The sequence below is a fragment of the Acidocella aquatica genome (assembly GCF_030160635.1).
GTDB lineage: Bacteria > Pseudomonadota > Alphaproteobacteria > Acetobacterales > Acetobacteraceae > Acidocella > Acidocella aquatica.
Genome location: NZ_BSOS01000006.1, coordinates 68,977 through 84,718 on the forward strand (window position 1 = coordinate 68,977; position 15,742 = coordinate 84,718).

A 15,742-nucleotide genomic window follows, 5' to 3' on the forward strand; every position below is an offset into this window, starting at 1 on the left:
TCGGGTCCTTTCTGGTTGTGATTTTGTCTCCGGAGCATGCTGGCCCGACAATTTTCTACGGGGCGCGTATCCGCCGGACAAGGGGGCGGCCGATGAAGAGTTGAGCGTGGCTGACGAGGCGGCGATTATGAGTTGCGTGCCTTGAGTATGTTCGATTTCCCGCCAAGCCGGCCATGTTAGCGTAGAGACACCTTAACGAATCTCTGCTGAATGAAGGCAGATGCTCATGGCTGGTCGGTTAAAAGCAGCGACTCGGGTGCATCGCTTTTATCCTCGGCGGTTTGCTTTGTCTGGTTGTTCATTTCGATGAGGCGTAGTTTCATCCGGTGCAAAATATCTTCGGCCAACAGGATTTCATCGTTCGTCATGCCGCGCATGGTTTCTTGATTGAGGCTGGTGGCGCGTTCCTGCATCAGGCTCAGGAGGGAGCGGCCGGCGGGGGTCATCTCGATCCGCTTGGCGCGGCGATCCGTGGGGTCGGCCTTACGGGCGACGTAGCCGTTGGCTTCCAGCCGGTCGAGTAGGCCACCCAGGGCGACCTTGCCGATGTCCAGAACTTTGGCAAGTTCAGTTTGCATGGTCGGCTCGCCGTCGTGGCGGGAAAGGTTGGCCAACACCCACCATTGTGAACGGGTGATGCCCAAGGGTTTGAGCGCATTGTCGATGACGGTACGCCGAAGGCGTGAAACGTCGTGGACCAGAAAACCCAAACGGAATTGTCCAGGTTTAAGAGTTATTTTTTTACCTGACATTTCGCGAAGCCTTTAAAGTAAGTCTAATCGTGGAACCTGGATTAGAGTTGGTTGTGGTGCCGTTGTGTGACGGTGATACACAAGTATAGCCGGGATTGCCGCCGAATGAAAGTAGTGTGCTTGCACATAATTCTAGGTTCGCGGTGGGAGGCGATAGGGCCAAATTTATGCCTGGGCGGAGAAATTCCGCGCTGTTTTGCGATGCAGCCCAGAATCGGCTGTGCTGTACATGTTTCAGATAAATAAGAAAGCTAGTGCATTATATGGAGGTATATCAGATATTGACCCCCCAGACAAGACTCCATATACAAATTGCGCAAAGGTAGAGACTGGCGCCCGGCCCGCTTCACCGCACCGCGAAACAATGGGAGAAAGCGATGCTGACGGATCTCGATGAAAGCCTGCATCATCAGGCCCCGTTGACGTTTGATCACGTGAATACCACGGATCATCGCTTTTATGACCGGCAGTTGATGGGCGGGTTCCGCCCGGATGGCGAGGCGGCTTTTCTTGCCGGAATCACCTATTTCAAGAATATGAACGTGGCCGAGGGCTTTATGATGGTCCAGGCGCGTTCGGCCAAGCAGTATAATGTGCGGTTCACCAAGCAATTGCGGCCGTTGACGGAGAGCCGGGCGCAGCTCGGGCCGCTTTCGCTGACCGTGGTGGAGCCGTTCAAGGAGTTGCGGTTTGTGCTGGAGGCGGGTGTGGACTACCCGCTGGCGATGGATATTACCTATCGCGCGGTGCTGCCGGCGCGCCTTGAGCACCCGCATAACGACCGTATGGATGGCCGGCTGCATACGGATTATCTGCGCTATAACCAGCTGGCGAAAATCAGTGGCTGGATTGAAGTTGAGGGTGAGCGTTTTGATGCCGCCGATTGGTTCGGCTGGCGCGACCATAGCTGGGGTGTGCGCCCTGGGGTTGGCGGGTTTGAACCCCAGACGGGGACCGCCGTGGGTGGGGGCGTGGCGTCGGCGTCGCGGACTGGCGGCAAGGGGCTTTTTCTCGTGCATGCGGGGTTTTTCAATGGCACGCAGGGCGGCAGTATCCAGTTGATTGAAGCGGGCGACGGCAAGCGGATTTATACCGAGGGCGCGGTGTGCGGGGCGGACGGCGAGGAGATCGCCGTGACCAGCATTACGCATGACGTGGTGTTCAAACCCGGCACGAGGGTGTTTGATACCATGGGGCTGGATCTCGGCCTGGCGAATGGCGAGACGTGGACGCTGCGGGCAAAGTCTGTTGGGCGGCCCTGGGTGTATCGTGGCGGCGGGTTTGACAGCGGGTTTAACGATGGCAAGGGCCAGGGCGTGTATCGCAGCAAGGAGTTGATGATCGAGACGGAGGTTTATGACATCTCCGACCCTGAGTTGATAGGCTTCCCCGATGGCACGCGCGGCAAGACCAAGCACCGTGAGCAAATGGCGGTTTGCGAGATTAACGGCGTGACCGGCTCCGCCTATATGCCGATGTTTGTCATTGGCGATTTAGTTCAGCTTAAGGGCCAAAAATGATCAATGAAGCATCGCTGCAAAGCTATTTTCAGAAGCACCTGGGTATTGATACGCAGGTGGTTAAGGTGAAGCAGACGTTTCCAGGAATTTCGCGGCAGACCTATTTGGTTTGGACCAAGGAGGGGAATGCCGAGGGGAGCTATATTTTCCGGACTGATTCCAAGGGCGGGCCGATTTGCCCGGTGCCGTTGGAATATGAGTGGAAGATTATGTCGCGGCTGTTCAAGACCGTGGTGCCGGTGGCCGAGCCGTTGTGGTTTGAGCAGGCGCCGGAGGTGACCGGGGGCCGGCCGGTGATGGTGCGGCGGATGGTTGATGGCTCCAATGAGATTCCGGGGCTGTACGATGAGGGTGCGGCAGCGGCGGCGCGGCGGCAGCGGGTTGCCTTTGACCATGCCGAAAAGCTGGCGGCGCTGCATACGCTGGATTTAGAGGCCAACGGGTTTACCGCGTTTGTGGAAATGCCGGAGTCTCCAGCACTGGCCTCGCGGCATGATTTTGAGCGTTGGACCGGCATATGGCGTGGCGCGCGCACTGATCCGATGCCGCTGGTGACCGAGGCGGCCTATTGGCTGGAGGAAAATCTGCCGACGAGCGCTGCGCGGATTTCGTTATGCAAAGGCAATAACGGCATGGGCGAGGAGATTTGGAAGGACGACAAGGTTGCGGCGCTGAGCGATTGGGAGTTGGCGTTCGCGGGTGACCCGGCGCAGGATTGGGCGATGTCTCAGGGCATGCTGACGCTCGGCGATGCGAAGGCGACGATCGCGCATTATGAGGCGGCGGCGGGGTTCTCGATTGATCAGTCGAGCCTGGATTTTTACCGGGTGTGGGAGGTGTGGAAAGCGGTGCCGACGCTCAACAACGGGCTGCGCAGCTTTCTGGACGGCTCCGACAAGAGCGTGGCGCGGTTGAACCTGGGCTATGGGCGCGTGAAATTGTTCGAGCAGCTGTTGGGCATGATGATCGGCAAGCCGATTGACGAGGCGGCGGCGATTGTCGAGCGTTGGCGCAAGAGCCCGTACCGCCCTGAAAACGCCGCGGCTTAAGGAGAGAGACGATGAAACCATCCGTTGAGCAGATGCTCGAAGCGATGCAGTTGGCGCTGCGGGAAAAAGTGTCGCCGGTGGTGAGCGACCAATGGGCGGCGAGTGCGCTGCGTAGTGTCGACGTGATTTTGAACCATCTGCAGGCGCGCACGCCTGTGGAAGGGCCGATGCTGTATGAGGATAACCGTGACCTGGCGGCAGTGCTGGAAGGGGCGGGCGGGTTGAGCCTGGCTGGGGAAATGGCCAGCAATGGTGATGTATTGGCCAAGGCGCTGGCGGGGTTTGCCGCGGATGTGGCGGAGTCGGCGCAGGGGTATCCGGCGGTTGCGGTGTTGTCGGCGCTGAATGTTCGCGGGCGGTATTTACTCGACGATTTGCTGCGGGTTTGCCACGCGCGCAGGGGCCAGCCAGGGGTGGAGCGGGTGCATACGGCATTGCGTGGATATTTGGACCGGCATATTGAGCGCGAGCGGCCGTTTTTCTTCCCGACATACGTCGGCCGGCCGGTATGAGCGGGTTGGATGACCGCGCGGGCGCGCAGCTACGGGCCGTGCTTGCGGCGTTCCGCGAGGAGGTGAAGCCTGAACTCACCTCGCCGCAGACCAAGTTTCGCGCAGAGCTGATTGATATGCTCCTGACCCGGCTTGCCGCCGAGGCGGATGGCGGGGATGCGGGGGAGTTGTTCTGGGATGATATGGGGCGATTGCTGGGGCAGACGCCTGCTAACGATGAGCGGGCGCGCAACCAGGCGCTGTCCGATTTGTTGGGCCATGCGCAGGGCGGGGACGGCAAATTGGTGGCTTTGATTGCCGCGATCGCCGCTGGTGAAGCCAAGCGCCGGGTTGCATTGGAAGACCGGGTTGCGGAGAATTTGCGGGTTTTGAAAACCGGGCCGAGTTCGGCTGGCGAACTCTCGATTTCGCCGGAGGATGTGACCGGGTATCTGCGCGGGCGTTTTCCGGAAGACCCTGGTATTATCGCGACGCGGGTGACGGTGGTGCCAGGTGGGCGCTCGAAGGCGACCATTTTAATTGAGTTCACCACCGCCGATGGTCCGCGTGAGATTGTGGTGCGCAAGGATTTCGAGCTGGGGTCGGCGGGTATTTCGGTTGTTGAAGAATATCCCGTGATTCGCGCTGCTTGGGAGGCGGGTTTGCCGGTGCCGCAGCCGTTGTGGCTGGAGGAGCGGCGGAGCGCGATTGGCGGCAAGTTCATCGCGTTCAGCAAGGTCCGTGGCAAATCCATGGGGACGTTGTTCGCCAGCGATGCCTCGCCGGCATTTTTGCGGGAGTTTGCCGCGACGCTGGCAAAACTGCATGCGGTGGACATTGATAAATCCGGCTTGAGCGAGCGGCTGCGCTGGGCGCGGGAGGCGCACCCGGTTCGCGCGCTCATTGATCATTTTTATGACCGTTACCGCCTGCTGCCGCCTGAGCCGTTGATGGATGCGGCGTTTGCGCATTTGCGGCTGCTGATGAAGGATATCGGCAATGAACGCGCGCTGGTGCATGGCGATGCGGGTTTGCATAATCTGATGGGCGAGGGCGACCATCTGACAGCGCTGCTGGACTGGGAGTTTTCGCATACAGGGGACCCGGCCGAGGATTTAACGTATTGCAAATATCTGGTGGAGAAGTTGATCCCCTGGGATGAGTTCATGGCGGTGTATATCGCGGCTGGCGGGCGGCCGGTCTCCCCGGCGCGGATGCAGTTCTTCACGCTGTGGCGGACGCTGCATCTTGCCATTCACACCGGAACGGCGAAGCTGGCGTTTGATAGCGGTGAAGATCAGGATTTGCGCAAGGCGGCGATCGGCTACAACACATTTCCCAAACAGTTGCGCGACCTGGCGTTTGATTTGGCCAGATATACCGGCGGGAGCAAGCTGTGACCGGCCGGTCCACCACCGGACCTTCATCGCATATCTATGTTTCGCAGCGGCTTCGGCTGCATTATGCCGATTGGGGAAATGCCCAGGCGCCGCCGTTGCTTCTGCTGCATGGCTCGCGGGACCATTGCCGTAACTGGGACTGGGTGGCGCAGGATTTGTGCCGGGATTACCACGTCATCGCGCCGGATTTGCGCGGGCATGGCGATAGTGCCTGGACCAATGACGGCCAGTATTCCATGGCGGCCTATGTGTATGATCTGGCGCAGTTGATCCATCAGTTGAAGCTGGCGCCGCTTGCCATCGTGGCGCATTCGCTTGGCGGGAATATTTCGCTGCGGTATGCGGGGTTGTATCCGCAAAATGTGAGCCGCCTGGTGGTGATCGAGGGCATGGGTTCGATGCCCAATGGGCCGCTGGAGGCACAGCCGGAGAAGGTGGTGCCACGGATGATTGATTGGCTGGATGAGCAGCGCAGGCTCTCGGCGCGGTTGCCGAGGCGGTATGCGACCATCGATGAGGCGTTTCAGCGCATGCACGCGGAGAACAAGCATCTCTCCGAGGCACAGGCGCGGCATTTGACGTATCATGGTGTGAGCCAGAACGAGGATGGCACGTTCAGCTGGAAGTTTGATAATTATGTGCGGGCGTTTCCACCGAACGATCTGGCGCCGGCGGAACTGGCGTATTTATGGAGCCGGATTAGCTGCCCAACGCTGTTGGTTTACGGAGCGGATAGTTGGGCGACCCCGCCGGACCAGGATGGGCGCATGGCGCATTTTAAAAATGCGCGGCTCGATGTTTTTGAGCATTCCGGGCATTGGGTGCAGCACGATCGTACGCCGGATTTTATCAAGACCGTGCGGGAATTTTTGGCCTGAGCGGAGCGGGCGCGGCGATTTTTATCGCCACGCTTCTCCGTTGGCGTTAAATGGTGAGAAAAACTTCGTCATTTTTGACTTCAACAGGATAGGTTTTTAGCGCGACCATGCAGGGCAGTGCGGCCGGCTCGCCGGTGCGGATGTCGAAGGCGCCGTCATGCCAGGAGCAGATGACATTGAATTTTTCGACATAGCCGTCCTCGGAGAGAGTCGCGGCGCCGTGGGTGCAGATATTGTCGGAGGCGTAGACTTTGCCCTCCACCAGATAGATCGCGAAATTGCCTGACCCCGCGACTTCGGCGTGGAAAATTTCGCCTTCTTCAAGGTCCGACATCTGACAAACTTTTACCAGTGTTTGTCCGGAATTCTCTGAAGTCACGGCTGATCCTTTTTCTTAAAGCTGGGGGTGAAATACAATAGGGCGTAGCCTGGTGGAATGGAAGATGCCGGCGCGCGGTTAGAGAATTCCCTGGAATAATGGGCCGCCATAGGTTGTGCCTAATTCCGGTTTGAATTTTGCCAGGAAGGGCGCGGGCACGGCGCCGAAGAGGTGTACCTTGCTGGTAACCAGGGGCAGGATTTTAGACATTTTAGGGCCGGAATTTGCCATATGGGCAGCCAGGGCCGGGGCGTCGTCATAAATATCGAGCACCAGCGCTTCAGTGCCGGATTCGTTGAGGAACCATTCGTAGCCGCTGGTGGCGGGTTCGGTGGCGGCGACATGGGCGAAGCAGTCCGCAGCGAGAGCGCGGAAGGCGGCTTCCTGGCCGGGGTGGATGGAGAAGCGGGCGACGGCGAAAATTTTGGGGCTTGGCCCTGGGCTCGCGGTGCCCGGGGCGGGCGATTGCAGCTTGCCCTGGAAGCGCAGGCCGGCGTGCGCCGCGTTGGGGAACCGCTTGGTGTATTGGGTAAATAAATCGGCGGGCATGTCCCCGGCGAATTTGATTTTCAAGCTGGCGTGCGCGAGCAGGGCGGGCATGGTTTTGCCAACCATTTTGCCGTGATGGTTGAGACCGGCGATGCCGTCATAGATTTCGATGACGAAGGCCTGGGTGCCGTCGGGCGAGATGAACCATTCATAGGCCTGGGTGCCGGTGAGGTCCACTTTCGCGGCGGCCATGCACGTCTGGGCTTTTTCCCTAAAAGCCTCGGTCTCGCCAGGGTTGATGAAGAAGTGCACGATGCTGAAGAGTTTTTCCGCCATGGGAGGCTCCTGATTAAACCGAGGTTGCGCCGTCGACCGGGAGGGCGGCGCCGTTGACGAAGCTGCTCTCGGGCGAGGCGAGCCACAAGACCGCGTTGGCGACTTCCTCGGGCAAGCCAACGCGCTGCATGGGGATGCGGGCGGTGAGCATGGCGAGTTTTTCCTGCGCGTTGGCGAAGCCGCTGGTGATGAGGTCGGTCATGATCAGGCCGGGGCAGACGGCGTTCACGCGGATGTTGCGGGCGGCGTATTCGAGGGCGACGGATTTGGTCATGCCCAATACGGCGTGTTTGCTGGCGTAATAGGCGGATGAGCGCGGGCCGCCGCGCAGGCCGGCGAAGGAGCTGCAATTGACGATGGCGCCGCCGCCGGCTTTGAGAATTTCCGGGATTTCGTATTTCATTGAGAGCCAGACGCCGCGCACATTGACGGCCATGACGCGCTCGAATGTGTCCTCGTCGGCATCGGCGATGTCGGTGGTCACGTCACCAGGGATGCCGGCGTTGTTGAAGGCGACGTCGAGGCGGCCAAAGCGGGCGATGCAGGCGGCGACCATGGCCTGCACCGAGGCAGAGCTGGTAACGTCGGTTGCCACGAAGGCGGCCTCGCCCCCGGCCTGGAGGATTTCGGCGACGGCCTGCTCGCCCTCGGCGCTGCGGCGGGCGGCGATCATCACTTTGGCGCCCTGCCCGGCGAAGGCGTGGCCGGCCGCGAGGCCGATGCCAGCGTTGCCGCCGGTGATCAGGGCGACCTTGCCGTCGAATCGCATCCGCGCGTTTGGCATGATTGGATTTCCCCTTGATTATTAACTAGCGCACGATCTGAAAAAACTCATTCCGCACGCTTGCTTAAAATGTGCGCTACTTTATCATACACATCCATGCTTGCAAGCCAAGCCGCAAGGCGGGCGACGATTCGGGGGAAGGGAAAAGCCAGATGGCCAAAGAGTATAAAACGCTCCGCTATGAGGTCGACGGGCCGATTGCCAGGTTGACGTTGACCCGGCCGGAAATATTGAACCGGATGGATGATGTGACCTCCGAGGAGGTGGTGCATGTGATCGAGAGCCTGCGCCGCCCTGGCGATGTGCGGGTGCTGATTATTGCCTCGACCGGCACGACGTTCTCGGCCGGGGGGGATTTGGATGAGGTGCGCCGGTTGATCAATGATTTTGATCGCCGGATGGATGCTTATGATACCGGGCGGCGGCTGATTTACGGCATGGCGGAGATTACCGTGCCGGTGGTGGTGGCGTTGCAGGGCGATGTGTTCGGGTTGGGCACGTCGCTGGCGCTGTCGGGCGATATCATCATTGCCAGCAAGAATGTGCGCATCGGTGATCCGCATGTGAAGGTGGGGCTGGTGGCGGGCGATGGCGGCTGCCTGGTGTGGCCGGCGGCGTTCGGCATGGCGCGGGCGAAGCGGCATCTGCTGACGGGTGACCCGATTGGCGCGGAAGAGGCTTACCGGCTGGGAGGGGTGACGGATTTGGTGGACACACCCGAGGAAGTGCTGCCGCTGGCGGAGAAGCTTGCGGCCAAGATTGCGGCGCTGCCGCCGGTGGCGGTGCAGCTGACCAAGCGCTCGCTCAACCATGTGATGCACAAGGCGGCGGTGGATGGTTTTGAGTTCTCCATGGCGCTTGAGCAATACGCGATCACCACCAATGACCTTGTGGAAGGGCTTGATGCGTTCAAGGAAAAACGCAAGCCGGTGTATCGTAATCGTTAAAATGGGCGGGAGAGAGTAGGGCCATGCACCCGCGTGACCAGCTTGCGATCAATCCTGACCGCCCGGCGCTGATTATGGCCGGGAGCGGGGAGGTGATTACGTTTGCCGGACTGGACCGGCGGGCGAACCGGTGCGCGCAGTTGTACCGCAAGCTCGGGCTGAAGCCGGGGGACCGGGTGGCGTTCTGGCTGGAGAATGATGCGCGGTTTTTCGAGATATGCTGGGGCGCGCATAACGCCGGGCTGCTGTATGTGCCGATCAGCTCGCGCCTGACGGTGGGCGAGGCGGCGTATATCGCGCGCGATTGTGATGCGAAGCTGGTGATTGCCTCGGCGGCGTTGCGGGCCGAGGCGCTGGCGGCAGAGTTGGGGCCGGAGATAGCGGTGCTGGTGACCAGTGCGCCGGGCGGGTTCGACGAAGCGGTGGCGGGGATGCCTGACACGCCGATTGCGGGTGAGGTGCGCGGGGCGGCGATGGTGTATTCATCGGGCACCACGGGGCGGCCGAAGGGGATTTCACCTGACCTGGAGGCGGTGGGGATTGATGTGCCGCCCGCGGTAACCGCCACGGTGGTGCGGCTTTATGGGTTTGATAACCACACGGTGTATCTCTCCACCGCGCCGCTTTATCATACCGCGCCGCTGAAATTTACCATGTCGGTGCAGTCCGTTGGTGGCACGGTGGTGGTGCTGGAGAAGTTTGACGCGGCGGCGGCGCTGGCGGCGATTGAGACATATCGCGTGACGCATTCGCAATGGGTGCCAACCATGTTCGTGCGCATGCTGCATTTGCGCGAGAGCATGACGGGGCGTGATTTGTCGTCGCACAAGGTGGCGATTCATTCGGCGGCCCCCTGCCCGGTGGCGGTGAAGGAGCAGATGATCGACTGGTGGGGGCCGATTATTTACGAATATTATGGCGGGTCCGAGAGTGTCGGCATGTGCGCCATCGAGCCGTTGGAGTGGTTGCGCAAAAAGGGGTCGGTGGGGCGGCCCTCGCGTGGGAAAATTCATATTCTGGCAGAGGATGGCGCCGAACTTGGCGTTGGCCAGACCGGGAATGTGTATTTCGAGGGCGGCAGCGCCTTTGTGTATCATAAGGACGAAGCCAAGACCGCGCGGGCAAAAACACGAGAGGGCTGGGGCACGTTTGGGGATATTGGGTATGTGGATGAGGACGGCTACCTCTTCCTGACCGACCGGCGCGATTATGTGATCAATGTTGGCGGTGTGAATATCTATCCGCAGGAGGCGGAGAATTTTCTCTCCACGCATCCGAAGGTGCTGGACGTGGCGGTGTTTGGCATTCCGCATGCGGAATATGGCGAAGAGGTGAAGGCCGTGGTCGCTGTGCGCGCGCCGCATGTCGCCGGTCCGGCGCTGGCGGAGGAATTGATCGCGTATTGCCGCGAACATCTGGCGGCGAACAAATGTCCGCGCTCGGTTGATTTCGAGGCTGACATGCCGCGCGAGCCGACAGGGAAATTGCTGAAGCGCTTGTTGCGGGCGCGCTACTGGCCGGAAAAAAACAAACAAAAGGTGGGATGACATGAGCGAGCCGGAATTATTAACGCAAATCGACGGACCGATTGCCCGGATCACGTTTAACCGGCCGCAGGCGCGTAATGCGCTGACCGCTGGCATGGTGAGCGACATGGCGGCGTTTTTGCTGAAAATTGAGAATGACTCAGCGGTGCGCTGCGTGATTCTTGCGGGTTCTGGCGAGCACTTCATGGCCGGTGGCGATGTTGCGGGGTTTGGCGAGGCGCTGAATGCCCTGCCGGCGGAGCGGGAGGCTGATTTTGTCCGCCGGGCAAAATCAGCCATGCCGATCTTCGAGGTGTTTGAACGTTTGTCGAAGCCGGTGATTGCCAAGGTGCGCGGTGCGGCGGCGGGGGCCAGTATCGGCTGGGTTGCGGCGGCGGATTTTGTGATGATCTCCGAGACGGCATTATTCGTGTTCGCGCATATCCATTTGGGTGCCAGCCCGGATGGCGCGCTGACCTGGCATCTGCCGCGCGCGGTGGGGCTGCGCAAGGCGAAGGAACTGGTGCTTCTCGGCGGGCGGTTGAACGCGCAGGAAGCGCTGGAGGCGGGGCTGGCAAATCGCCTGGTGCCGAACGCGGAGCTTGATGCGGAAACCGAAGCGCTGGCGAAACGCCTTAGCGCCGGGCCAAGCATTGCCATTGGCCGCAGCAAGCTGTTGCTCAATCAGGCTTCGGCCAATTCGCAACTCCGGCAGATGGAGCTGGAAGCAGAGTCGTTTGGCGCCTGCGCGGCGAGTGATGATTTCGTTGAAGGCGTCACGGCATTCACGGGCAAGCGTAAAGCGGCATTCAAGGGCCGTTGATCTTCGAAGGGTTTTGAATATGGCAAAGATTTTACAGGGCATAAGGGTGCTGGATGTCACGCGTTATGTCGCTGGCCCGGCGACGACGGCATTGCTCGCGGACCTTGGCGCGGATGTAATCCGCATTGAGCCGCCTGGCGGCGGTGAAGACCGTACGCCCCTGCCCTTTGCCGAAGGTTTCCACGGGGGTGCTGGTTTCACCCAGGTTGGGCGCAACAAGCGTGGTATAACGCTCGATCTTGCTTGCGAGCGTGGGAAGGCCGTGTTTGAAAAATTGTTAAAGACGGCGGATATCGTGGTTGCGAATTTGCCACCTCGCTCCGTGGCGTCGCTGGGCATTGGCTATGAGCGGCTCTGCGCGACCAAGCCTGATATCATCTTTGTGCATCTGACCACTTTTGGCGCCGATGGGCCTTATGCCGACCGGCTGGGGTTTGATGCGATCGCGCAAGTGATGAGCGGCATGACACATCTCTCCGGTGATCCTGGCCGGCCGATGAAAAACGCGGCGGCATGGGTGGATATGTCCACCGGTTTTATCGGTGCGTTCGGCGCGCTGGCGGCGTTGCGCCATCGCGATGCCACCGGCGAGGGGCAGAAGGTGGAAGCCAATCTGCTGCAAACCGCAATGACAGTCGGTAATTACTTTTTGATCGAGGAAGATTTCAATCACTACGGGCGCGAGGGGACGGGTAACCGTGCGCAGTCTGGCGGGCCGGCTGATCTGGTGCGGACCAAGGATGGCTGGGTGTATATCGTCGCGCTTGGCAACCCGATGTTCAAGCGGTTTGCCCGGATGATTGGCCGTGAGGAGGAGTTTCTGGCAGATCCACGCTATCAATCCGACGAGAGCCGCGCCGAGCATGGCGATGCATTGAGTGCGGTGACGAGTGAATGGTCGTCGCGGCTGACGACGGAAGAAGCGCTGCTGCAACTGGCCAAATTCAACATTCCGGCCGGGCCGCTTTTAACGCCCAAACAGGCCTTGGCCGACCCGCATGTGGTTGGGCAATTCCTGCAGCATGTCGAGGTCGAGGGCTTGTCAAAACCCGTGCCCTATATCCGCCCGCCTGCGAAGTTGAGTAAAACACCGGCGGAAATACACAAAGGTCCGCCGCGCGCGGGGGAGGATAATGAAGCGATTTTGGCGGAAGTTGGTTTTACGGTGGAAGAAATCGCAACGCTGGCGCGCGACGGTGTGATTTGATCAGCTGGCGCTGAGGTTTTTTTGATATATGGGCCCACCGAGCGGGCGGGGAAAGCCCAGTGCTGCGACGCAGAGCAGGTCAATATCTCCGGTTGACGCAGCGGCGCCGGAGGCAACCAGCGCTTCGCCGGTCGCAGAGAGTGCCGCGGTAAATTGCGGTGAAAATGCCTGCACGGGGCCAGATACAGCGGCGCGGAGTTGTTGGCTGAGCTGGCAGCCGCGCCCGATGACCGTGGCGCGGCCCAATGGACGGACGAGGCGGGCAATGGCGGCGAGGACGGCGGCATCCTGATTTTTTTGTGTGGCGATTTCGACCAGCCCGTTGGCCTTGCCATGCAGGATGACGGTCAGCGCGTGGGGAGCCGCGGTTTCGTTTGAGCCAATGACATGCACGGCTATTTCCGCATCCGGCCGGATTTCGATGTTGGCGGCACGGGCGATTGGTGCCAGGGTTTGGGCGTGTGAGCCGCTGAGCGCCAGGGCGGTGAGTCGCTGGGGTGGCGCCGCAACTTTTCCGGCGGCGCGTTCGGCGAAGAACAGATGGCGCATGGCCTTGGCTTCAGCGGAATATTTGCATTCGCTGACGAGCTGGCGTTCGGCTTCAACACCGGCATCAAACCCATGTTCATAGCCAGCGCGCACGGCGGCGATGGCTTTGAGGGGGGCGGTTTCTCCAGGGCGTTCATGTGCGGCGCGCAGCGCGGCGGCGGCGAAGATAGCCTGAGCATCCTGGCTGGCGATGAGCGCGTGGTCGCGGGTGCGGCGGATGAGTTTGCCGGTTTGGGCTTTGGCCCATGCTATGGCGGCGGCGCGGAAGTCAGCTTCGGTTGTTGTCTCATCGACAAGACCGAGGCGCAGGGCCTCCGGGGTATCGAGGATATCGCCGCAGGCGGCGACATCCAGTGCGCGGGCGAGGGGGATGATGCGGGGCAGGCGCTGTGTGCCGCAGGCGCCGGGGATGATGCCGACCTCGACTTCGGGCAGGCCGAAACGGGCTTGTGCTCCGGCGAGGCGGTAATGGCAGGTGAGGGCGAGCTCCAGCCCGCCGCCCAGCGCCGCGCCGTGGATGGCGGCGAACAGTGGTTTTGTGACCCGGTCCATGGCGTCAAGTGCCGCATGCAGAAAGAACGGTTCGGTGCGCGTGGCGGTTCGCTTGAGGTCCACCCCGGCGGAGAAGGCGCGGCCGGCGCCAACGAACAGTATGCCCGCGACCGCCTTATTGTGTTCCAGATGGGGCATAAGCTCGGCGATGCCCTCGCGCATGGTGTCATACAGTGCGTTGACCGGTGGGTTATCCAGTTCGATGATGGCGAGATTGCCATCGAGGGTGAGGTGCAGCGGAGCTTGGCTCTCAGCGGCGGGCGTGGTCATACCGCGAGTTTCCGCAAATCCTGTTTTGGATCAGCGAGCAGGGCGGCGTTAACCGCGGCGCGTTTCTCGACGAGAATTTGGGCGAAACGCATGTCCTTGGCCTGATTGATGCCGAGCGCGCCGATCACGACTCCGGCTTCGTTCTGGTAGATGAGCATGAATTTCCGGCTGTTGGCCTCACCACGCAACGTGGCGATGCCGGTGCCGATATCGCCGGCGGTTTGCAGCTTTACGTCATATTGGTCGGACCACATGGTTGACACGGCGCCATAGGCCTCGTGTTTGCCCAGCATGTTGCGCGCAGCGGTGATGGCCTGGTTTTGCGCGTGTTTCCAGTTTTCGCTGCGGATGTCGCCGTTGCCAAAAGGGTTGGGATAGCGCGTTACGTCACCCGCGGCGTAAATATCCGGGTCGCTGGTCTGGCAATATTCGTCGACGATGATGCCGTCGCGGCAGGCAAGTCCGGCCGCGGCGGCGAGCTCGGTATTTGGCACGACGCCGATGCCGATCACGATCAGATCAGCTTGAAGATCACCGCGCTTGGTGGTGCTGATACCCGTGGGGGTGAGGCTGACGGAGCCGGCATCGAGCAGCAGATTGACGCCGTGGCTCGTGTGCAGTTCCGCCATATAGGCGGAGAGCTCGGGCGGCAGAATACGCGACATCACACGGCCGGCGAAGTCTACCACGGTGACATGGCAGCCGCGGGTTGAAGCGCTGGCGGCGACTTCCATGCCGATGACGCCAGCGCCGACGATGGCAACGCGTATGCCAGGTTGAAGCGCGGCGCGAAGATGCCGCGCGTCGGCAAGCGTTCTCACGACGTAGGCCGGCACCGGGGAGGTTTCCATGCCGGGCAGGGTGCGCGCGCGCGCGCCCGTGGTGATCAGCAATTTTTCATATTTAATCGGTTCATCGGAGCCGATCTGCAGCGTGCGCGCGGCCGGGTTGATGGCAGTGACGGGCGTGCCCAGCCGGAGTTCGACGCCCTGTTCGGCGTACCAACTCTCGGCGCGCAGATAAAAGCGGCTTTCCGGCGCATCGCCGGTCAGCGCTTCCTTTGATAAAGGCGGACGGTCGTAGGGGGCTTCAGGCTCATCGCCGATCAGCAGAATCGGTCCGGCATAGCCTTCCTGCCGCAGAGTCGCCGCCGCCATATCGCCAGCCAGGCTCGCGCCGATGATGTAAATCATGCTAGAATCTCCTCCTGAACCGCTTTGCGGCAATATATGGCAACCAAACAATGAGGTTGTGTACTAATTTTCTGGCCACCCTAACATCTGTTTCCTGTGGGGGCAAGAAATCGCCGTGGAAGCGGATCGAAGACGGATAAAATGAGGAAAACCAAGGATATCAAAGCAATTTCACGGAAAAATTCCAACAAATTCAACGGGGATGGAGAAGACCCCCGGTGTGACGCCCGGTTTTAGTGGAACGAAAAGAGAATTGCCGGCAATGCTGAGAAAGCTGGTAAGCAAGGGCAGAAAATGGTCAAATAAAGAGATTGTAAGCCACCGTATGGTTGACAACTTTCTATCTAGTGTAATAAACACTTGCGTACTATCGTCGTTCAGGCAAAAGTTCACAGACCGTAGTTTGTAGTTACCGTCGTCATAAGTGGTGTTGTTATGAGGGGGAGGCGTGGACAAAATTATCGTTCTTAAATGCTGGGTGGATTTATCCGTCGCGGTGTAGGTTGAAGGGGCGGGGTATTGATCCATTTAGGCTGGCTTCCAGTCGTTTTTCGCGGAATGTTCTGAGATTGCGGGTTGCTTGGTGGGCGTGAGCAA

Annotated in this window: 15 protein-coding genes; 9 read left to right on the forward strand and 6 right to left on the reverse strand. The window is 60.3% G+C overall.

The features are described from left to right. Nucleotides 1-224 precede the first annotated feature (224 nt). On the reverse strand, nucleotides 225-752 hold the full coding sequence (locus QQJ84_RS01770) for a MarR family winged helix-turn-helix transcriptional regulator (protein WP_284256201.1): 528 nt from the start codon (nucleotides 750-752) through the stop codon (nucleotides 225-227). 377 nt (nucleotides 753-1,129) lie between these two features. Here QQJ84_RS01770 and QQJ84_RS01775 point away from each other — a divergent pair, with 377 nt between their 5' ends. The 5 genes from QQJ84_RS01775 to QQJ84_RS01795 are packed head-to-tail and all read left to right on the forward strand — an operon-like array spanning nucleotide 1,130 to nucleotide 6,090. Beyond that, nucleotides 1,130-2,272: a hypothetical protein gene (locus QQJ84_RS01775; RefSeq protein ID WP_284256202.1), complete on the forward strand. Its 1,143-nt coding sequence runs from the start codon at nucleotides 1,130-1,132 to the stop codon at nucleotides 2,270-2,272. Continuing rightward, complete coding sequence (locus tag QQJ84_RS01780) at nucleotides 2,269-3,321, forward strand: phosphotransferase family protein (protein WP_284256203.1); 1,053 nt, start codon at nucleotides 2,269-2,271, stop codon at nucleotides 3,319-3,321. The genes QQJ84_RS01775 and QQJ84_RS01780 overlap by 4 nt, the downstream gene beginning before the upstream one ends. Nucleotides 3,322-3,332: 11 nt before the next feature. Continuing rightward, the gene (locus tag QQJ84_RS01785; protein ID WP_284256204.1) at nucleotides 3,333-3,833 is read left to right on the forward strand and encodes a hypothetical protein; all 501 of its coding nucleotides are present in this window, start codon (nucleotides 3,333-3,335) and stop codon (nucleotides 3,831-3,833) included. Further along, entirely contained in the window at nucleotides 3,830-5,212 is a 1,383-nt protein-coding gene (locus QQJ84_RS01790; RefSeq protein ID WP_284256205.1) for a phosphotransferase family protein, read from the forward strand. Before QQJ84_RS01785 ends, QQJ84_RS01790 begins: the two co-directional genes overlap by 4 nt. Next, nucleotides 5,209-6,090 carry an alpha/beta fold hydrolase gene (locus tag QQJ84_RS01795; protein WP_284256206.1) on the forward strand — a complete coding sequence of 294 codons (882 nt, stop codon included), beginning with the start codon at nucleotides 5,209-5,211 and terminating at the stop codon, nucleotides 6,088-6,090. Before QQJ84_RS01790 ends, QQJ84_RS01795 begins: the two co-directional genes overlap by 4 nt. Before the next feature lie 46 nt (nucleotides 6,091-6,136). On the opposite strand, the gene QQJ84_RS01800 is transcribed toward QQJ84_RS01795, so the two are convergent. From QQJ84_RS01800 to QQJ84_RS01810, 3 genes are all read right to left on the reverse strand, one after another. Beyond that, complete coding sequence (locus tag QQJ84_RS01800) at nucleotides 6,137-6,469, reverse strand: non-heme iron oxygenase ferredoxin subunit (protein ID WP_284256207.1); 333 nt, start codon at nucleotides 6,467-6,469, stop codon at nucleotides 6,137-6,139. A gap of 78 nt (nucleotides 6,470-6,547) precedes the next feature. Continuing rightward, on the reverse strand, nucleotides 6,548-7,294 hold the full coding sequence (locus QQJ84_RS01805; protein WP_284256208.1) for an antibiotic biosynthesis monooxygenase family protein: 747 nt from the start codon (nucleotides 7,292-7,294) through the stop codon (nucleotides 6,548-6,550). A 13-nt stretch (nucleotides 7,295-7,307) separates the two neighbouring features. Beyond that, entirely contained in the window at nucleotides 7,308-8,078 is a 771-nt protein-coding gene (locus QQJ84_RS01810) for a glucose 1-dehydrogenase (protein WP_284256209.1), read from the reverse strand. A gap of 152 nt (nucleotides 8,079-8,230) precedes the next feature. Here QQJ84_RS01810 and QQJ84_RS01815 point away from each other — a divergent pair, with 152 nt between their 5' ends. The 4 genes from QQJ84_RS01815 to QQJ84_RS01830 are packed head-to-tail and all read left to right on the forward strand — an operon-like array spanning nucleotide 8,231 to nucleotide 12,581. Continuing rightward, the gene (locus QQJ84_RS01815; RefSeq protein WP_284256210.1) at nucleotides 8,231-9,025 is read left to right on the forward strand and encodes an enoyl-CoA hydratase/isomerase family protein; all 795 of its coding nucleotides are present in this window, start codon (nucleotides 8,231-8,233) and stop codon (nucleotides 9,023-9,025) included. Nucleotides 9,026-9,048: 23 nt separating this feature from the next. Further along, nucleotides 9,049-10,572, forward strand: a complete 1,524-nt coding sequence (locus tag QQJ84_RS01820; RefSeq protein ID WP_284256211.1) for an AMP-binding protein — start codon at nucleotides 9,049-9,051, stop codon at nucleotides 10,570-10,572. A 1-nt stretch (nucleotide 10,573) separates the two neighbouring features. Continuing rightward, entirely contained in the window at nucleotides 10,574-11,374 is an 801-nt protein-coding gene (locus tag QQJ84_RS01825; protein WP_284256212.1) for an enoyl-CoA hydratase/isomerase family protein, read from the forward strand. A gap of 19 nt (nucleotides 11,375-11,393) precedes the next feature. Continuing rightward, complete coding sequence (locus QQJ84_RS01830) at nucleotides 11,394-12,581, forward strand: CaiB/BaiF CoA transferase family protein (RefSeq protein ID WP_284256213.1); 1,188 nt, start codon at nucleotides 11,394-11,396, stop codon at nucleotides 12,579-12,581. Here the strand turns inward: QQJ84_RS01830 and QQJ84_RS01835 are convergent, their stop codons facing one another. Further along, complete coding sequence (locus QQJ84_RS01835; protein WP_284256214.1) at nucleotides 12,582-13,952, reverse strand: enoyl-CoA hydratase/isomerase family protein; 1,371 nt, start codon at nucleotides 13,950-13,952, stop codon at nucleotides 12,582-12,584. Beyond that, entirely contained in the window at nucleotides 13,949-15,145 is a 1,197-nt protein-coding gene (locus QQJ84_RS01840; protein ID WP_284256215.1) for an NAD(P)/FAD-dependent oxidoreductase, read from the reverse strand. The genes QQJ84_RS01835 and QQJ84_RS01840 overlap by 4 nt, the downstream gene beginning before the upstream one ends. Nucleotides 15,146-15,742: the final 597 nt, after the last annotated feature.

What these genes read in the sequence shown, in the direction of transcription:
- QQJ84_RS01825 (WP_284256212.1), top strand. Translation starts at nt 10,574, where the DNA reads ATGAGCGAGCCGGAATTATTAACGCAAATCGACGGACCGATTGCCCGG.
- QQJ84_RS01780 (WP_284256203.1), top strand. Translation starts at nt 2,269, where the DNA reads ATGATCAATGAAGCATCGCTGCAAAGCTATTTTCAGAAGCACCTGGGT.
- QQJ84_RS01775 (WP_284256202.1), top strand. Translation starts at nt 1,130, where the DNA reads ATGCTGACGGATCTCGATGAAAGCCTGCATCATCAGGCCCCGTTGACG.
- QQJ84_RS01810 (WP_284256209.1), bottom strand. Translation starts at nt 8,078, where the DNA reads ATGCCAAACGCGCGGATGCGATTCGACGGCAAGGTCGCCCTGATCACC.
- QQJ84_RS01820 (WP_284256211.1), top strand. Translation starts at nt 9,049, where the DNA reads ATGCACCCGCGTGACCAGCTTGCGATCAATCCTGACCGCCCGGCGCTG.
- QQJ84_RS01790 (WP_284256205.1), top strand. Translation starts at nt 3,830, where the DNA reads ATGAGCGGGTTGGATGACCGCGCGGGCGCGCAGCTACGGGCCGTGCTT.
- QQJ84_RS01830 (WP_284256213.1), top strand. Translation starts at nt 11,394, where the DNA reads ATGGCAAAGATTTTACAGGGCATAAGGGTGCTGGATGTCACGCGTTAT.
- QQJ84_RS01805 (WP_284256208.1), bottom strand. Translation starts at nt 7,294, where the DNA reads ATGGCGGAAAAACTCTTCAGCATCGTGCACTTCTTCATCAACCCTGGC.
- QQJ84_RS01815 (WP_284256210.1), top strand. Translation starts at nt 8,231, where the DNA reads ATGGCCAAAGAGTATAAAACGCTCCGCTATGAGGTCGACGGGCCGATT.
- QQJ84_RS01785 (WP_284256204.1), top strand. Translation starts at nt 3,333, where the DNA reads ATGAAACCATCCGTTGAGCAGATGCTCGAAGCGATGCAGTTGGCGCTG.
- QQJ84_RS01840 (WP_284256215.1), bottom strand. Translation starts at nt 15,145, where the DNA reads ATGATTTACATCATCGGCGCGAGCCTGGCTGGCGATATGGCGGCGGCG.
- QQJ84_RS01770 (WP_284256201.1), bottom strand. Translation starts at nt 752, where the DNA reads ATGTCAGGTAAAAAAATAACTCTTAAACCTGGACAATTCCGTTTGGGT.
- QQJ84_RS01835 (WP_284256214.1), bottom strand. Translation starts at nt 13,952, where the DNA reads ATGACCACGCCCGCCGCTGAGAGCCAAGCTCCGCTGCACCTCACCCTC.